13 protein-coding genes are annotated in these 15,385 nt (G+C 50.0%); 8 read left to right on the top strand and 5 right to left on the bottom strand.

The genetic code is table 11. The annotated features are described in order from the left end of the window. Position 1: 1 nt before the first annotated feature. Positions 2–700 carry a transcriptional regulator YeiL gene (locus EFER_RS11305; protein ID WP_000658611.1) on the bottom strand — a complete coding sequence of 233 codons (699 nt, stop codon included), beginning with the start codon at positions 698–700 and terminating at the stop codon, positions 2–4. 129 nt (positions 701–829) lie between these two features. On the opposite strand from EFER_RS11305, the gene rihB reads away from it, so the two are divergent. Together rihB and EFER_RS11295 are read left to right on the top strand one after the other, a co-directional pair. Then, complete coding sequence (rihB, locus tag EFER_RS11300; RefSeq protein WP_000415422.1) at positions 830–1,771, top strand: ribosylpyrimidine nucleosidase; 942 nt, start codon at positions 830–832, stop codon at positions 1,769–1,771. A 99-nt stretch (positions 1,772–1,870) separates the two neighbouring features. Then, positions 1,871–3,121, top strand: coding sequence for a NupC/NupG family nucleoside CNT transporter (locus EFER_RS11295; RefSeq protein ID WP_000382947.1), 1,251 nt, complete (start codon positions 1,871–1,873; stop codon positions 3,119–3,121). Between the two features lie 54 nt (positions 3,122–3,175). Here the strand turns inward: EFER_RS11295 and EFER_RS11290 are convergent, their stop codons facing one another. The 3 genes from EFER_RS11290 to EFER_RS11280 all read right to left on the bottom strand — a co-directional run bounded on the left by EFER_RS11290 (position 3,176) and on the right by EFER_RS11280 (position 6,248). After that, positions 3,176–4,264, bottom strand: coding sequence for a sugar kinase (locus tag EFER_RS11290; RefSeq protein WP_000999812.1), 1,089 nt, complete (start codon positions 4,262–4,264; stop codon positions 3,176–3,178). A 3-nt stretch (positions 4,265–4,267) separates the two neighbouring features. Further along, positions 4,268–5,125, bottom strand: coding sequence for a deoxyribonuclease IV (gene nfo, locus EFER_RS11285; RefSeq protein ID WP_000873874.1), 858 nt, complete (start codon positions 5,123–5,125; stop codon positions 4,268–4,270). A 73-nt stretch (positions 5,126–5,198) separates the two neighbouring features. Next, complete coding sequence (locus EFER_RS11280) at positions 5,199–6,248, bottom strand: YeiH family protein (RefSeq protein ID WP_000065815.1); 1,050 nt, start codon at positions 6,246–6,248, stop codon at positions 5,199–5,201. 99 nt (positions 6,249–6,347) lie between these two features. Between EFER_RS11280 and yieE the strand changes: the two genes are divergently transcribed. The 3 genes from yieE (at position 6,348) to cirA (ending at position 11,117) form a co-directional block, all read left to right on the top strand. Further along, positions 6,348–7,217 carry a DNA-binding transcriptional regulator YeiE gene (gene yieE / locus EFER_RS11275; RefSeq protein WP_000548321.1) on the top strand — a complete coding sequence of 290 codons (870 nt, stop codon included), beginning with the start codon at positions 6,348–6,350 and terminating at the stop codon, positions 7,215–7,217. Between the two features lie 168 nt (positions 7,218–7,385). Further along, positions 7,386–8,855: a lysine-specific permease gene (gene lysP / locus EFER_RS11270; protein ID WP_000253266.1), complete on the top strand. Its 1,470-nt coding sequence runs from the start codon at positions 7,386–7,388 to the stop codon at positions 8,853–8,855. Between the two features lie 282 nt (positions 8,856–9,137). Beyond that, positions 9,138–11,117: a catecholate siderophore receptor CirA gene (gene cirA, locus EFER_RS11265; protein WP_000489295.1), complete on the top strand. Its 1,980-nt coding sequence runs from the start codon at positions 9,138–9,140 to the stop codon at positions 11,115–11,117. A 30-nt stretch (positions 11,118–11,147) separates the two neighbouring features. Here the strand turns inward: cirA and yeiG are convergent, their stop codons facing one another. Next, positions 11,148–11,984: an S-formylglutathione hydrolase gene (yeiG, locus tag EFER_RS11260; RefSeq protein ID WP_000421371.1), complete on the bottom strand. Its 837-nt coding sequence runs from the start codon at positions 11,982–11,984 to the stop codon at positions 11,148–11,150. Positions 11,985–12,240: 256 nt separating this feature from the next. Here yeiG and folE point away from each other — a divergent pair, with 256 nt between their 5' ends. The 3 genes from folE to galS all read left to right on the top strand — a co-directional run bounded on the left by folE (position 12,241) and on the right by galS (position 15,249). Further along, a complete protein-coding gene (gene folE / locus EFER_RS11250) occupies positions 12,241–12,909 on the top strand; it encodes a GTP cyclohydrolase I FolE (protein WP_001139613.1) in 669 nt (222 codons plus the stop codon). 16 nt (positions 12,910–12,925) lie between these two features. After that, on the top strand, positions 12,926–14,083 hold the full coding sequence (gene yeiB / locus EFER_RS11245) for a DUF418 domain-containing protein YeiB (protein WP_000440946.1): 1,158 nt from the start codon (positions 12,926–12,928) through the stop codon (positions 14,081–14,083). A 143-nt stretch (positions 14,084–14,226) separates the two neighbouring features. Further along, positions 14,227–15,249: an HTH-type transcriptional regulator GalS gene (gene galS, locus EFER_RS11235; RefSeq protein ID WP_000628682.1), complete on the top strand. Its 1,023-nt coding sequence runs from the start codon at positions 14,227–14,229 to the stop codon at positions 15,247–15,249. The last annotated feature ends 136 nt before the right edge of the window (positions 15,250–15,385 follow it).

The following is a 15,385-nucleotide window of genomic DNA, read 5'->3' as shown; positions in this document are numbered from 1 at the left end:
TTTACTGCATCATCCCGGAGAATTTATTCTCCGGGTCCATCTCCAGTGCCAGCCCTAACAACTGCTTTCTGTTTTTAATTAAATACCCTTTCTTACTTTTAATTAATAAACCGTCGTGAATGAGTTGAGCGATCACATATAGTAAGTGACGATAAGTAACACCTAAATACTCTGCTGCCTGGGTATGTTTTTCGTGATAAAGATCACCTTCCTGCGAGAGTAATATAAATGCTGCCAGGCGATTCACTAACGGAAATGATTGATTCTGAGTTAAAGAAACAATATTACGATAATTTTTATGACTTAAGGTGACGCAGAGTTTTCGTAAAAATAGCGTGTCGTTTAATAACAGCGGACGGTAATGTTTCATGGGGAGTGCAAGGCACCAACACTCTTCAATCGCCTGTACCGCTCGTGGTTCATGATCTTTATCGATTAACTCAATCTCACCAATAAAACAGGGTGCAGCAAAGAAATCAATCAGCGACACACGACCATTAGCAAGCGTGGCGTAAAGCCTGGCGCGGCCTCGCGTCAGGTAAAACAGCCATAACGGCTGTTGCCCTTCCTGCACAATGTAGTCACGTGCTAAAAAATGAAACAGCCGTGCATCGGCTGAAACATCCGTTGAAAAGCAATCCTTATACGCGGACTCACTCATCAATTGCTGCTTAAGATCATTATTGTGGATTTCTTTCACGATGTTTATCCGCTATGAGATTTCTCATATTTAGCATACGTACGCTGTTGTTAAGATTCAATCATCGGCCCGGTCGAATTTTCTTTGCTGTAGAAAAAATAACGCAACTGGAAACAGAGGAAATAAACAATGGAAAAGAGAAAAATTATTCTGGATTGTGATCCGGGTCATGATGATGCTATTGCCATAATGATGGCCGCGAAACATCCGGCGATTGATTTATTAGGTATCACTATTGTGGCGGGGAATCAAACCCTCGATAAAACATTAATTAATGGCCTGAATGTTTGCCAGAAACTGGAGATTAATGTTCCGGTTTATGCGGGGATGCCACAACCCATTATGCGGCAACAAATCGTTGCCGATAATATTCACGGTGAAACCGGACTGGATGGCCCGGTATTCGAACCGCTGACTCGTCAGGCAGAAAACACCCATGCGGTGAAATATATCATCGATACCCTGATGGCAAGCGATGGCGATATCACTCTGGTGCCGGTTGGTCCGCTTTCAAATATCGCGGTGGCAATGCGTATGCAACCCGCAATCCTGCCAAAAATCCGTGAAATTGTGCTAATGGGCGGCGCTTACGGTACTGGCAACTTCACCCCTTCTGCCGAGTTCAACATTTTTGCTGACCCGGAAGCCGCACGCGTGGTGTTCACCTCCGGCGTTCCATTAGTGATGATGGGCCTCGATCTCACCAACCAGACCGTTTGCACTCCGGACGTGATTGCACGGATGGAAAGGGCAGGCGGCCCTGCCGGAGAGTTGTTCAGCGACATCATGAACTTCACTCTGAAAACCCAGTTCGAAAACTACGGTCTGGCTGGCGGCCCGGTACATGACGCCACCTGTATCGGTTATCTGATTAACCCCGATGGTATTAAAACCCAGGAGATGTACGTCGAAGTGGACGTTAACAGTGGCCCTTGTTACGGGCGTACCGTCTGCGACGAGCTGGGCGTTCTTGGCAAGCCCGCCAATACCAAAGTCGGCATCACTATTGATACCGACTGGTTCTGGGGATTAGTCGAAGAGTGCGTGCGCGGCTACATCAAAACCCATTAAGTGTTGATAACAAGCTGGGACAGTATCGCAAGATGCAGGCCCGGCTATTTCTGATGGGCAGAAAGCCGTCGCCCAAAATGACATGAAGAGATAATAACTATGGATGTCATGAGAAGTGTTCTGGGAATGGTGGTACTGCTGGCAATTGCGTTTTTGCTGTCAGTAAACAAGAAGAAGATCAGCCTGCGTACCGTTGGCGCGGCGTTAGTGTTACAGGTCGTGATTGGCGGCATTATGCTTTGGTTACCGCCAGGGCGTTGGGTCGCAGAAAAAGTCGCTTTTGGCGTGCATAAAGTGATGGCGTACAGCGATGCAGGTAGCGCATTTATCTTCGGTTCTCTGGTCGGACCGAAAATGGACACCTTATTTGATGGTGCAGGATTTATCTTTGGTTTCAGGGTATTACCGGCAATTATCTTCGTCACTGCACTGGTGAGTATTCTCTACTACATCGGTGTGATGGGGATCTTAATTCGCATTCTCGGCGGTATCTTCCAGAAAGCTTTAAATATCAGCAAGATCGAGTCATTCGTCGCGGTCACTACCATTTTCCTCGGGCAAAACGAAATTCCGGCAATCGTCAAACCCTTTATCGATCGTCTGAATCGCAATGAATTATTTACAGCGATTTGTAGCGGGATGGCCTCGATTGCTGGTTCGACAATGATTGGTTACGCCGCACTGGGCGTGCCTGTGGAATATCTGCTGGCGGCATCGTTAATGGCTATCCCTGGCGGGATCTTGTTTGCCCGCATGTTAAGTCCGGCTACGGAATCTTCGCAGGTTTCCTTTAATAACCTCTCTTTCACCGAAACACCGCCAAAAAGCATTATTGAAGCCGCCGCTACAGGGGCAATGACCGGGCTGAAAATCGCCGCAGGTGTGGCGACAGTGGTGATGGCATTTGTTGCCATCATTGCGTTGATTAACGGTATTATCGGCGGCGTTGGCGGTTGGTTTGGTTTTGAACATGCCTCGCTGGAGTCCATTTTAGGTTACCTGTTGGCTCCACTGGCGTGGGTGATGGGGGTTGACTGGAGTGATGCGAATCTTGCCGGGAGTTTGATTGGACAGAAGCTGGCGATTAATGAATTTGTCGCTTACCTCAATTTCTCACCTTATCTGCAAACAGCTGGCACTCTGGATGCTAAAACCGTGGCGATTATTTCCTTCGCGTTGTGCGGTTTCGCTAACTTTGGTTCTATCGGGGTGGTGGTTGGCGCATTTTCTGCGGTTGCGCCACACCGTGCGCCGGAAATCGCCCAGCTTGGTTTACGGGCGCTGGCGGCGGCGACACTTTCTAACCTGATGAGTGCGACCATTGCCGGGTTCTTTATTGGGCTGGCGTAGTGCACAATTTGTATGCCGGATAAGACATTCTAAGCGTCGTATCCGGCATCATATTCAGGCCATCTGCAACAAATAAAGCGCGTTATCGGCAGACAGGGTAGGGTTGTTTATGCTGCCACTGGCGCGCGATAACGCCGCGCAGGCCATAGCGAAATGGGCGCTGTCGCGAAAGCTGCTTCCTTCCAGAAAACTGTAAATCAGCCCTGCCATAAAACCATCGTCAGCACCAAAACTGTCTACTATCGTATGCTCTGGCGCAGTCAATAAAAATTGCTCGCCGTCCTTTTCGCTGCAAAAAACAGACTCATCTTTCAGGTAAACAAAAATACGTTTAACACCTTGCTGATGCAGTGAATTTACAGCGCTGATGCGATCATCGTTATCTTTAATTGGCTGTCCCCACAAAATTTCCAGTTCATTTTGTGTCGGTTTCAGGGTGTGGATCCGGCTGTACCAGGTTTTCACTTTGCTCGCTTTAAATTCGGAAACGGTGTCAATGAATACCGGAATTTCATCAGCGATGGTAAAGACCCATTCCAGTGCTTCGGCGGTGAGGTTACAGTCTGCCAGCACCACACCAGCATGACGAATCAGGTCTCGTGAAGCATTGAGTAGTTGCGGCGTCAGCTGTTGCAGGATATGCGTATCATTGATTGCCAGTACAGTTTCCTCCTGCATATTGGCGATAGCGAGATAAGTTGCGGTGCTGTGCCCATGCAGGCGAATACAGCTTGAAACGTTCACACCTGCACGGCGCGTCTCTTCCAGCAATGTCTCACCATAAAAATCGTTACCAATAGCCGAAATCAAATGCACATCCCGACCAAGCAGAGCCAGGTTATGAGCGATATTGCGACCAACGCCGCCCGCTGAACAGTGAACAGTACCCGGATTCGATGCCGCCTCCGGGTAGTGGATATCCGCCATTCCACGAATATCCATATTGATTGCCCCCACAACCACACAGTAATCCTGCTCGGTAAGGATATATCCTTTGCCTTTAATCAGACCTTTACGCATCAAATCCATAATATGAGCGGCAACGCGCGAGCGGCTGATTTGCAGAATATCGGCTATTTCATTCTGTTGAATCAGTGGGTTGCGCCGCAGAATTTTAAGAATCTGCTTTTCCCTGTCGTTCATTGATCAGGCCACCGCTTTTTCAGTTTGTTGCGCTTTTAGCCAGGCGATTTCTTCTGCCCAGATATCCGGGTTAATTGTTTCGAGAATCAGTGGAATACCGTCGAAACGCGCATCCTGCATAATCCAGCGAAACGCATCGTGGCCGATATTGCCCTCACCGAGACTATGATGACGGTCGACGCGGCTGCCAAAGGTACTTTTCGCATCGTTAAGATGCATACCGCGTAGATACTTAAAGCCGACAATGCGTTCAAACTCAGCAAAAGTTTTTTCGCATTCAGCGGGAGTGCGTAAATCGTATCCGGCAGCGAAGGCGTGACAGGTATCGATACAGACGCCGACGCGAGATTTATCTTCCACACCGGCGATAATCGCGGCGAGATGTTCGAATTTAAAACCTAAATTGCTGCCCTGACCGGCGGTGTTTTCAATTACAGCCGTCACGCCTTCGGTTTTATCCAGTGCAATGTTAATGGATTCAGCAATACGTGCCAGGCAATCCTCTTCGGAGATTTGCATTAAATGGCTGCCAGGGTGGAAGTTGAGCAAAGAGAGACCCAGTTGTTCGCAACGTTGCATTTCATCAATAAATGCATCGCGTGATTTCTCCAGGGCTTCAGCAACCGGATGTCCGAGGTTAATCAGATAACTGTCGTGGGGAAGAATTTGTGCCGACGTGTAGTGATACTTTTCGCAGGCAGCTTTGAATTCATCGATGGTTTGCGTCGTGAGCGGCGCGGCACGCCACTGACGTTGGTTTTTGGTGAACAAGGCAAACGCGGTTGCGTCGATTTCGGCGGCGCGAATTGCGGCATTTGCCAGACCGCCAGCAGCACTAACGTGCGCTCCAATGTATTTCATGCGAGGACTCCTGTTAAACCCGCTGGAGGAAAACGGTAATGATAGCGGGTTAACAGGAGCAAGATGTAGTGGTTTATGCGATGATGCTTTGAATTACAAAGTTAATCGCAGCACCACCAACAATCAGCCAGGCAAACAGTACCAGTGCCATCAGCAGAGGTTTTGCCCCGGCTTTTTTCAGCGCGCTGACGTGAGTGGTCAGACCCAGCGCCGCCATCGCCATTGCCAGCAGGAAGGTATCCAGCGTTACCAACATGTTCACCACGCTCTGCGGTAACAGGTGGAACGAGTTAAAGATGGCAACTACGATGAACAAGATGGCAAACCACGGAATAGTGATTTTGCTTTTCTCGCCGCTGTTCGCCCCAGACAGCTGTTTAACACGCGCCGCCAGCAGGATGAGGAACGGAGCCAGCATCATCACGCGCAGCATTTTGGAAATAACTGCTGCGTTTTCTGCATCCGGGCTGATGGCATGACCTGCTGCCACCACCTGCGCCACTTCGTGCACAGTAGAACCAATGTAGATACCGAAAGTTTCCGGGCTAAACCATTGAGTCATCAGCGGATATATCGCCGGATAGAGGAAAATCGCGACGGTCCCGAAGATAACGACGGTTGCAACAGCCACGGTTACTTTACTGGCTTCCGCTTTCACTACCGGCTCAGTCGCCAGTACCGCTGCAGCACCACAGATACTGCTACCGGCACCGATCAACCAGCTGGTATGCTTATCCAAACCAAACACTTTCTGCCCCAGGAAGCAAGCCAGCAGGAAGGTACTGGACAGCGTCAGCACGTCAATGATGATCCCACTGATACCAACATCGGCAATTTGCGAGAACGTCAGACGGAAGCCATAAAGAATGATACCCAGACGTAATAAATATTGCTTGGCAAACAGCACACCACCGTCACAGCTTTTCCAGATGTGCGGATAGATGGTGTTGCCTAAAACCATCCCCAACAAAATTGCGAGGGTGAGGGCACTAAACCCGGCACCCGCAACCGCGGGAATGGAACCACCCCACAGGGCGGCCCCGGTAATCACTGCACTCAGGGCAAGCCCCGGTATAAAATGCCACACTGTACGACGATGATTCTGTAAGGTGATATTTGACATAACCTTCTCCTTTATCCGGGCATTAAGGTTACGGCGATCTGGTTTAAAAATAAAATTGATTATATATTTATAATTAATCTTTATAAGTGGTAAGCGATCATGCACATCACTCTGCGGCAGTTAGAAGTATTCACTGAAGTTTTAAAAAGCGGATCAACGACTCAGGCGTCGGCAATGCTGGCGTTATCACAGTCGGCGGTAAGCGCGGCCTTAACCGATCTGGAAGGGCAGCTTGGTGTTCAGCTCTTTGACCGTGTCGGTAAGCGACTAGTGGTTAATGAACACGGGCGTTTGCTCTACCCGCGTGCGCTGGCATTGCTGGAGCGGGCAATTGAGATCGAACAATTATTTCGTGGCGACAACGGTGCGATCCGTATATTTGCCAGTAGTACTATTGGCAACTATATATTGCCGGAGGTAATTGCTCGCTATCGTCAGGACTACCCGGAGTTACCGCTGGAGCTGAGCGTTGGCAATAGCCAGGAGGTGATCCAGGCCGTACTCGATTTTCGTGTTGATATCGGTCTGATTGAAGGTCCGTGCCACAGTACCGAGATAATTTCGGAACCGTGGCTGGAAGACGAACTTGTCGTTTTTGCCTCCCCGTCATCACCGTTAGCTCAAGGTCCGGTAACATTAGAACAACTGGCTAATGCGCCATGGATCCTGCGTGAACGCGGTTCAGGAACACGGGAGATTGTTGATTATCTGTTGTTATCGCATCTGCCGAAGTTCCAGATGGCAATGGAGCTTGGCAACTCAGAAGCCATTAAGCACGCCGTGCGTCATGGTCTGGGAATCAGCTGCTTGTCACGGCGTGTAATTGAAGAACAATTGCAGGCTGGCACGCTAAGTGAAGTGGCAGTGCCGTTGCCACGCCTGATGCGCACTATGTGGCGCATTCATCATCGGCAGAAACACCTTTCAAATGCGCTACAACGGTTTTTAAGTTATTGCACCAAACCTTGATGTGGAGCGGGGCATGTTGAAGCAGGGGGGCGACTCACGTAATCTCTGCTTTACTTATAATCCGCAGGCAGTCATGAAGGTCTCTTATAACTGCGTATTTGTACCGGAAGGAAAGCATTTCCTCTGCTACAATCGCGCCTCATTTTTTGGATGGATAGCATTTTTAGTATGGTTTCCGAAACTAAAACTACAGAAGCGCCCGGTTTACGCCGTGAGTTAAAGGCGCGCCACCTGACGATGATTGCCATTGGCGGTTCCATCGGTACAGGTCTTTTTGTTGCTTCTGGTGCAACGATTTCTCAGGCGGGCCCAGGTGGCGCGCTGCTCTCATATATTCTGATAGGTCTGATGGTTTACTTCCTGATGACCAGTCTCGGTGAACTGGCTGCATATATGCCGGTTTCCGGTTCGTTTGCCACTTACGGTCAGAACTATGTTGAAGAAGGCTTTGGCTTCGCGTTGGGCTGGAACTACTGGTACAACTGGGCGGTAACTATCGCTGTTGACCTGGTAGCTGCGCAGCTGGTCATGAGCTGGTGGTTCCCGGATACGCCCGGTTGGATCTGGAGTGCCTTGTTCCTTGGCGTTATCTTCCTGCTGAACTACATCTCTGTTCGTGGCTTTGGTGAAGCTGAATACTGGTTCTCACTTATCAAAGTTGCCACTGTGGTTATCTTTATCATCGTCGGTGTAATGATGATTATTGGTATCTTCAAAGGCGCACAGCCGGCGGGCTGGAGCAACTGGACGATAGGCGAGGCACCGTTTGCCGGTGGTTTTGCGGCGATGATCGGTGTGGCGATGATTGTCGGCTTCTCCTTCCAGGGAACAGAGTTGATCGGTATTGCAGCTGGCGAATCTGAAGATCCGGCGAAAAACATTCCGCGCGCGGTGCGTCAGGTGTTCTGGCGAATCCTGCTGTTCTATGTGTTCGCGATTCTGATCATCAGCCTGATCATTCCTTACACTGATCCGAGCCTGCTGCGTAACGATGTGAAAGATATTAGCGTTAGCCCGTTCACCCTGGTGTTCCAGCACGCGGGGCTGCTCTCTGCGGCGGCAGTGATGAACGCGGTCATTCTGACGGCAGTACTGTCAGCGGGTAACTCCGGGATGTATGCATCTACCCGTATGCTGTATACCCTGGCCTGTGACGGTAAAGCGCCGCGTATTTTCGCTAAACTGTCGCGTGGTGGCGTGCCGCGTAACGCTCTGTATGCGACAACGGTGATCGCGGGTCTGTGCTTTCTGACATCTATGTTCGGTAACCAGACAGTTTACTTATGGCTGCTGAACACCTCCGGGATGACAGGTTTCATCGCCTGGCTGGGGATTGCAATTAGCCATTATCGCTTCCGTCGCGGTTATGTATTGCAGGGTCATGATATTAACGATCTGCCATACCGTTCTGGTTTCTTCCCGCTGGGGCCGATCTTCGCATTTGTACTGTGCCTGATCATCACTCTGGGTCAGAACTACGAAGCGTTCCTGAAAGACACCATCGACTGGGGCGGCGTAGCGGCGACGTATATCGGTATTCCGCTGTTCCTGGCTATCTGGTTTGGTTACAAGTTGATTAAAGGAACACACTTTGTGCGTTACAGCGAAATGAAGTTCCCGCAGAACGACAACAAATAAGTCATCCCCCTTCCTAACGAAGCCCTCTCAACCGAGAGGGCTTTTTCTTTTCCTTAATAATCATGCTGATATAAATTTAACAATTAGATTGATAATTGTTATCGTTTGCATTATCGTTACGGCAAACCAAAAAGGCTGACAAATCAGAGGCTGATCAGGCTTTCTGAGGTGAGCGCCTGCATATTAAAAAGTCCACCGCGATGACGTTTTGCGCAGGGGGACATGCAGAAGATGTGAGCGATAACCCATTTTATTTTCGTAGTTACCTCATGGAGATATGGAATGTTTAGGTTGAACCCTTTCGTACGGGTCGGGCTATGTTTGTCCGCAATTTCTTGTGCATGGCCTGTGTTAGCGGTTGATAGCGATGGCGAAACGATGGTTGTCACCGCCTCTTCCATTGAACAAAACCTCAAAGATGCACCTGCGAGTATTAGCGTTATTACTCAGGAAGATTTGCAGCGTAAACCTGTTCAGAATCTGAAAGATGTCCTCAAAGAAGTGCCAGGCGTACAACTGACGAACGAAGGTGACAACCGCAAGGGTGTCAGTATTCGTGGTCTCGACAGCAGCTACACGCTGATTCTTGTCGATGGTAAACGCGTTAACTCCCGCAATGCCGTCTTCCGCCATAATGATTTCGATCTGAACTGGATCCCGGTCGATTCCATCGAACGTATTGAAGTGGTCCGTGGCCCGATGTCTTCGCTGTACGGTTCCGATGCACTTGGCGGTGTGGTGAATATCATCACTAAAAAAATCGGCCAAAAATGGGCAGGCACAGTAACCGTCGATACCACCATTCAGGAACATCGCGATCGCGGTGATACCTATAACGGCCAGTTCTTTACCAGCGGACCATTGATTGATGGCGTGCTGGGAATGAAAGCTTACGGCAGCCTGGCAAAACGTGAAAAGGATGATCCACAAAATTCAACCACCACCGATACCGGAGAAACACCACGTATTGAAGGATTCTCCAGCCGCGACGGCAATGTTGAATTTGCCTGGACACCGAATCAAAATCACGATTTTACTGCCGGATACGGTTTTGACCGTCAGGATCGTGATTCCGACTCGCTGGACAAAAACCGCCTCGAACGCCAGAACTACTCTGTCAGCCATAATGGTCGCTGGGATTACGGTACCAGCGAACTGAAATATTACGGCGAGAAAGTTGAGAACAAAAACCCTGGTAACAGCAGTCCGATCACTTCCGAAAGTAATACCGTCGATGGCAAATACACGTTGCCGCTGACGGCGATTAATCAGTTTGTCACGTTTGGCGGTGAATGGCGTCACGACAAACTTAGCGATGCGGTAAACCTGACTGGTGGTACCAGCACCAAAACATCTGCCAGCCAGTACGCGCTGTTTGTTGAAGATGAATGGCGGATCTTCGAACCGTTGTCACTGACTACCGGCGTACGTATGGACGATCATGAAACCTACGGTGAACACTGGAGTCCGCGTGCCTACCTGGTTTATAACGCCACCGATACTGTAACGGTGAAAGGGGGCTGGGCGACGGCATTTAAAGCGCCTTCTCTGTTGCAACTTAGCCCTGACTGGACGAGCAATTCCTGCCGTGGGGCATGTAAGATTGTGGGTAGCCCGGATCTGAAACCTGAAACCAGCGAAAGCTGGGAGCTGGGGCTGTACTACCTGGGTGAAGAGGGCTGGCTGGAAGGGGTGGAATCCAGCGTGACCGTTTTCCGTAACGATGTGAAAGATCGTATCAGCATCAGCCGTACGTCTGACGTCAATGCTGCACCGGGCTACCAAAACTTTGTTGGTTTTACAGCGGACGGTGTGCCGGTATTCAGCTACTACAACGTTAACAAAGCACGTATTCAGGGCGTGGAAACCGAACTGAAAATTCCGTTCAACGATGAATGGAAACTGTCACTCAACTACACCTACAACGATGGTCGTGATGTCAGCAACGGCGAAAATAAACCGCTATCCGATCTGCCGTTCCATACTGCTAACGGTACGCTGGACTGGAAACCGCTGGCGCTGGAAGACTGGTCATTCTATGTTTCTGGTCACTATACCGGGCAGAAACGAGCAGACAGCGCGACGGCTAAAACACCGGGCGGCTATACCATCTGGAATACCGGCGCGGCCTGGCAGGTGACCAAAGACGTCAAACTGCGTGCGGGCGTGCTGAACCTGGGTGACAAGGATCTCAGTCGTGACGACTACAGCTATAACGAAGATGGACGTCGTTACTTTATGGCTGTGGATTATCGCTTCTGATGAGAAGATGCCCGGCGAACCGGGCAGACTTTACTTCAGTAAATGCTGCGCATGGAAGCGCAGATGATCCTCTATAAAAGAGGCGATGAAGTAGTAACTGTGATCATATCCCGGCTGAATACGCAGTGTCATCGGCCATGCTTTTTGACGGGCGGCTTCCGCCAGCACCGCAGGTTGTAGCTGGTCGGCAAGAAACTGATCGTTATCGCCCTGATCAATCAGTGTCGGGATTGCATCCTGCGCATTGCTGGCGTACATCAACGCACAACTGTCCCATTCCAGCCATGCATTTTTGTCCTCACCTAAATAGGTGCTAAACGCTTTAATGCCCCAGGGTACGCTGCATGGATTCACAATCGGCGCAAAGGCGGAAACGCTGGCGTATTTGCCTGGGTTTTTTAGCGCCATAATCAATGCACCGTGACCGCCCATCGAATGGCCGCTGATAGCGCAGCGATCGCTGACGTTAAATTGCGACTGAATCAACTCAGGTAATTCATCGCGCAGATAATCATACATCCGATAGTGCGTCGCCCACGGTGGTTGCGTGGCATTAAGATAAAAGCCTGCGCCCTGGCCTAAATCGTAGCCGTCGTTGTTGGCAACCTGTTCGCCGCGCGGGCTGGTGTCAGGCATCACCAGCACAATCCCCAGTTCCGCCGCCACGCGCTGGGCCCCCGCCTTGGTAGTGAAGTTCTCGTCATTGCAGGTTAACCCTGAAAGCCAGTACAACACTGGTGGCGGGGTGTTATCGCGGGGCGGTGGCAAAAAGATACTAAACGTCATCGCACAGTTTAAGATTCGGGAGTCGTGCCGCCAGCGTTGTTGCCAGCCTTCAAAACAGCGGTGCTCTTCGAGCAATTCCATGCGTGGCTCCTTGTTGTGTTGTTTGCAATTCCTCCATCATACCGTTAATTCATTGTGTCGTGAGTAACTTTCACTTCCGTATTTACATAACCGTGTTTTAACATTACACCTTTGTAAGGCAGCGGCAATTACAACAATTATCGCGGTGAATACTGGATTATGTGTGCCGCCTCACGCACAATAATCAGGCTGCTAATCAGCTTAATAACTTTGCCCCACGCAGGGCAGAGGCGTCACACCTGCAGGAGAAAAATAAATGCCATCACTCAGTAAAGAAGCGGCCCTGGTTCATGAAGCGCTGGTTGCGCGAGGACTGGAAACACCGCTGCGCCCGCCCGTGCATGAAATGGATAACGAAACGCGCAAAAGCCTTATCGCCGGTCATATGACGGAAATCATGCAGTTGCTGAATCTCGACCTGGCTGATGACAGTTTGATGGAAACACCACATCGCATTGCCAAAATGTATGTCGATGAAATTTTCTCCGGTCTTGATTACGCCAATTTCCCGAAAATCACCCTTATTGAAAACAAAATGAAGGTCGATGAAATGGTTACCGTGCGCGATATCACCCTGACCAGCACCTGTGAACACCATTTTGTTACCATTGATGGCAAAGCGACGGTGGCCTATATCCCGAAAGACTCGGTCATTGGCCTGTCAAAAATTAACCGTATCGTGCAGTTCTTTGCTCAGCGTCCGCAAGTGCAGGAACGCCTGACTCAACAAATTCTCATTGCGTTACAAACGCTGCTGGGTACCAATAACGTGGCTGTCTCTATTGACGCGGTGCATTACTGCGTGAAAGCGCGTGGTATCCGCGATGCAACCAGTGCCACGACAACGACCTCTCTTGGTGGATTGTTCAAATCCAGTCAGAATACGCGCCACGAGTTTCTGCGCGCTGTGCGTCATCACAACTGATTAAAAGGCAGGAACCATGGAGCGCAACGTCACGCTCGATTTTGTTCGCGGCGTCGCCGTTCTGGGGATCCTGCTATTAAACATCAGCGCCTTTGGGTTACCAAAGGCGGCTTATCTCAATCCCGCCTGGTACGGCACTATTACGCCGCAAGATGCCTGGACCTGGGCATTTATTGATCTTATCGGGCAGGTTAAATTCCTCACACTTTTTGCATTGCTGTTTGGTGCAGGTTTGCAAATGCTGCTGCCGCGTGGCAGACGTTGGATCCAGTCTCGTTTAACACTGCTGGTTCTGTTGGGATTTATTCACGGGTTATTATTCTGGGATGGCGATATTCTGTTGGCCTACGGTCTGGTGGGGTTGATTTGCTGGCGACTGGTACGCGATGCACCTTCAGTGAAAAGTTTGTTTAATACAGGCGTATTGCTGTATCTGGTGGGATTAGGCGTATTGCTGTTGCTGGGTATGATTTCTGACAGCCAGACCAGCCGCGCCTGGACGCCAGATGCGTCTACCCTCTTGTATGAAAAATACTGGAAACTCCACGGCAGCGCAGAGGCTATTGGGAATCGTGCGAATGCGGTCGGAGACAGTCTACTGGCGTTAGGTGCGCAGTACGGCTGGCAGCTGGCGGGGATGATGTTGATTGGCGCAGCATTGATGCGCAGCGGGTGGCTGAAAGGGCAATACAGTCTGCGTCATTATCGCCGAACGGGAATGGTGCTGGTGGTGATTGGTGTTGTCATCAACTTACCTGCGATCATATTGCAGTGGCGACTGGACTGGGCGTATCGCTGGTGCGCGTTTTTATTGCAGCTCCCGCGCGAGATTGGTGCGCCGTTTCAGACCGTGGGTTATGCGGCATTATTGTTTGGTTATTGGCCGCAGCTCAGCCGCTTTAAAGTGGTACTGGCAATTGCCTGTGTAGGACGGATGGCGCTGACGAATTACCTGTTACAAACATTAATTTGTACCACGCTGTTTTACCAGCTCGGTCTGTTTATGCAGTTTAACCGCCTGGAACTACTGTTATTTGTTGTTCCGGTATGGCTGGCGAATCTTCTTTTCTCCATTATTTGGTTGCATTTCTTTCGGCAGGGACCCGTTGAATGGCTCTGGCGTCGTTTAACCCTGCTATCATCAGGGGCAACAACTCCCAATACACTCAGATAACGATCTGGATCACATTCATTAACAAAATGACTGTAACCGTTTCCATTGCTGTGACTCGATTCACGAAGTCCTGTATTCAGTGCTGACAAAATAGCCGCCAGCATGCAGTGGCCTACTGCAATTTTCAGAACAGGGTAGTGAATATGATCACCATACGTGATGTGGCTCGTCAGGCTGGCGTCTCCGTAGCTACGGTTTCCAGGGTGCTAAACAACAGTGTATTAGTCAGCCCTGACACGCGTGAAGCAGTAATGAAAGCGGTAACGCTACTGGATTACCGTCCGAACGCCAATGCTCAGGCGCTGGCGACGCAGATCAGCGAAACCATCGGCGTGGTGGTGATGGACGTGTCAGATGCCTTTTTCGGAGCCCTGGTCAAGGCCGTGGATCTCGTTGCCCAGCAGCACCAGAAATATGTACTGATTGGCAACAGCTACCATGAAGCAGAAAAAGAGCGCCATGCCATTGAGGTGTTAATTCGTCAACGCTGTAATGCTTTGATTGTTCATTCAAAAGCGCTCAGTGATGAGGAACTGGTCCAGTTTATGGAGCAAATACCCGGAATGGTGTTGATTAATCGTCTGGTGCCAGGATATGCACATCGCTGTGTTTGCCTCGATAATTGTAGCGGTGCCAGAATGGCAACCAGAATGTTATTGAACAACGGCCATCAACGTATCGGATACCTTGCCTCCAGTCACGGCATTGAAGATGATGCGATGCGTAAAGCAGGCTGGCTGAGTGCGCTAAAAGAGCGGGATATTGTTCCGCCAGATAGCTGGATTGGTATGGGAACGCCAGACATGCAAGGAGGGGAAGCCGCGATGGTAGAGCTACTGGGGCGCAATTTGCAACTCTCCGCCGTGTTTGCGTATAACGACAATATGGCCGCAGGAGCGCTAACCGCGTTAAAAGACAACGGCATTACCATTCCACAGCATCTTTCTATTATCGGTTTTGACGATATCCCTATCGCCCGATATACCGATCCACAACTGACCACCGTTCGTTATCCCATTGCATCGATGGCAAAAATGGCGACGGAACTGGCATTACAAGGGGCAGCGGGTACGCTGGATCTTTCCGCCAGTCACTGCTTTATGCCCACTCTGGTTCGTCGTCATTCAGTTGCTGCCAGACAGAATGCGGCAGCGATCACTAACTAAGCAAATCACCTGATGTAACCGCTTTCAATCTGTGAGTGATTTCACAGTATCTTAACAATGTGATGGCTATGATGGCACCGTTTTCAGTGCTGTAACCGATATGTAACAGTGAATTATCACTTTTAGCGAGGTTCAG

The organism is Escherichia fergusonii ATCC 35469 (genome assembly GCF_000026225.1).
Lineage (GTDB): Bacteria > Pseudomonadota > Gammaproteobacteria > Enterobacterales > Enterobacteriaceae > Escherichia > Escherichia fergusonii.
Note: the sequence above shows the minus strand (reverse complement) of the source record. Positions and strands in the feature narration are given on the sequence as shown.

Coding starts and splice junctions, on each gene's coding strand:
- rihB (WP_000415422.1), top strand. CDS start 830: ATGGAAAAGAGAAAAATTATTCTGGATTGTGATCCGGGTCATGATGAT.
- EFER_RS11295 (WP_000382947.1), top strand. CDS start 1,871: ATGGATGTCATGAGAAGTGTTCTGGGAATGGTGGTACTGCTGGCAATT.
- EFER_RS11290 (WP_000999812.1), bottom strand. CDS start 4,264: ATGAACGACAGGGAAAAGCAGATTCTTAAAATTCTGCGGCGCAACCCA.
- nfo (WP_000873874.1), bottom strand. CDS start 5,125: ATGAAATACATTGGAGCGCACGTTAGTGCTGCTGGCGGTCTGGCAAAT.
- EFER_RS11280 (WP_000065815.1), bottom strand. CDS start 6,248: ATGTCAAATATCACCTTACAGAATCATCGTCGTACAGTGTGGCATTTT.
- yieE (WP_000548321.1), top strand. CDS start 6,348: ATGCACATCACTCTGCGGCAGTTAGAAGTATTCACTGAAGTTTTAAAA.
- lysP (WP_000253266.1), top strand. CDS start 7,386: ATGGTTTCCGAAACTAAAACTACAGAAGCGCCCGGTTTACGCCGTGAG.
- cirA (WP_000489295.1), top strand. CDS start 9,138: ATGTTTAGGTTGAACCCTTTCGTACGGGTCGGGCTATGTTTGTCCGCA.
- yeiG (WP_000421371.1), bottom strand. CDS start 11,984: ATGGAATTGCTCGAAGAGCACCGCTGTTTTGAAGGCTGGCAACAACGC.
- folE (WP_001139613.1), top strand. CDS start 12,241: ATGCCATCACTCAGTAAAGAAGCGGCCCTGGTTCATGAAGCGCTGGTT.
- yeiB (WP_000440946.1), top strand. CDS start 12,926: ATGGAGCGCAACGTCACGCTCGATTTTGTTCGCGGCGTCGCCGTTCTG.
- galS (WP_000628682.1), top strand. CDS start 14,227: ATGATCACCATACGTGATGTGGCTCGTCAGGCTGGCGTCTCCGTAGCT.